Raw genomic sequence first — 1,831 nt, forward strand, 5'->3', positions numbered from 1 at the left:
GGGGCTGGGACATAAATACAGTCCAAAATAAAATCCGAGGAGAATCTTAAGTGATTTTCCTCGGATTTTTATGTAAAATATTTATATAACTTAAAAAGATAAAGCCCCCCAAGTTATAATTAGAGATTCACCACAAACCCAATCATAGGAGGAACTTTATGTATAAAAATTATAACATGTCTCAACTTTCACTGCCACTAATAACTGATTTTACTTTCACAGAAAATGATACTGCAAATATCGTTAATGAGATTGTAGAAAGAATGCCTGAAAATGCTTTTGCTGAATATCAAAATCACAGAGGTGCATCGTCTTACAATCCTCGTATGATGTTGAAAATCATCTTATACGCCTATAGTAATTCAATATTTTCCGGACGGAAAATAGAATTTGCATTAACAGATAGTATTAGATTTATGTGGTTAGCACAAGAACAAAACCCTAGCTATAAAACGATTAATCGTTTTCGTTCTAATCCTCGAACAAATGCTTTGATTAAAGAATGCTATGTAGTATTTAGAACCTTTTTAGTAGAAAATCATTATATAGAAGAGAATGCAATTTACATCGATGGTACTAAAATTGAAGCTGATGCAAATAAGTATACGTTTGTTTGGAGAAAGAATACAGAACGTTATAGTCAATCTAATATAAAGAAATCAAAAGAAATATACGAAGAGCTATTAGTAAAAGAAATTTTGCCAAATTTAAAAGAAGAATCATCTGAAGACATACAGACACATGAACTAGAGGCAATCGAAGATTGCTTAAGTCATAAAATTGAGGAACTAACTGATAAAATTGATTCTAACGATGATACGAAGCAAAGAAAATTAATACGTTCAGAACGTACATTATTGAAAAAATACAAAAAAGCAGTGAATGATTGTAAAGAGAAAAAGATGAAGTATGAAGAACAAAAGAAAGTTTTAGGAGATAGAAATAGTTATTCAAAAACTGATCATGATGCGACTTTTATGAGAATGAAAGACGATCATATGATGAATGGTCAATTAAAGCCTGCATATAATATTCAAGTAGGAACCAACAACCAGTTTGCCTTAGCCTTCGGTGTTTACCAAAATCCAACAGATACAAGAACTTTAGAAAGATTTTTATATAGAGTGCAAGAACTAAATGGTGACATACCTGAAAACGTTGTGTGTGATGCAGGTTATGGTAGTGAAAGTAACTATGGAATAGTCATAGATGTATTTAATAGAACGCCTTTAATGCCGTACGGCATGTTTTTAAAAGAACAAAAAAGAAAGTATAAATCAAACCCTTATAACTCTCTTAATTGGAATTATGATGAAAAAGATGACAGATATATTTGTCCAAACAATAAACTATTATTCTTTTCTGGCTATAGATTCCGAAATGATAAATATGGATATCAACGTCAATTTAAAGAATATAAATGTTATGACTGTATAGAATGTCCGCTCAGAAAAGAATGCATGAACCCTAAAGCCAGACCAGATACTTTGAAAACAATCAGAAGAAATATGGTTTGGGAATTTTATAAACACTTCACTAGAGAAAAGCTTTCAGATCCAAAAACTTCATCAATTTATAAACAAAGAAAAATTGATGTTGAAACTTTTTTTGGTAATCTGAAGGCTAATTTGGGTTTCACTCGAATGTCTGTCAGAGGTATTGAGAAAGTTGAAACCGAAGTTGGCATAGCGTGTATGGCTGTCAACGTTAGGAAATTGGCAGCTCTTCGAGCTGCGATTTTCTCTATAAACATAAAAAAGCGACGATTTTCAGAAATAATAATGAAAATCGTCGCTTTTATTAGAAGTCAGAACATTTATGTCCCGACCCC

1 protein-coding gene is annotated in these 1,831 nt (G+C 31.6%); it reads left to right on the top strand.

All coding sequences use genetic code 11. From position 1 onward, the window contains the following. Positions 1 to 158: 158 nt before the first annotated feature. Positions 159 to 1,831 (top strand): IS1182 family transposase (locus HMPREF3031_RS06000; RefSeq protein WP_070724706.1); only part of this gene is annotated, 1,673 nt, incomplete at its 3' end.

Source organism: Staphylococcus sp. HMSC072B07, assembly GCF_001815505.1.
In the GTDB taxonomy this organism is placed as follows: domain Bacteria; phylum Bacillota; class Bacilli; order Staphylococcales; family Staphylococcaceae; genus Staphylococcus; species Staphylococcus simulans.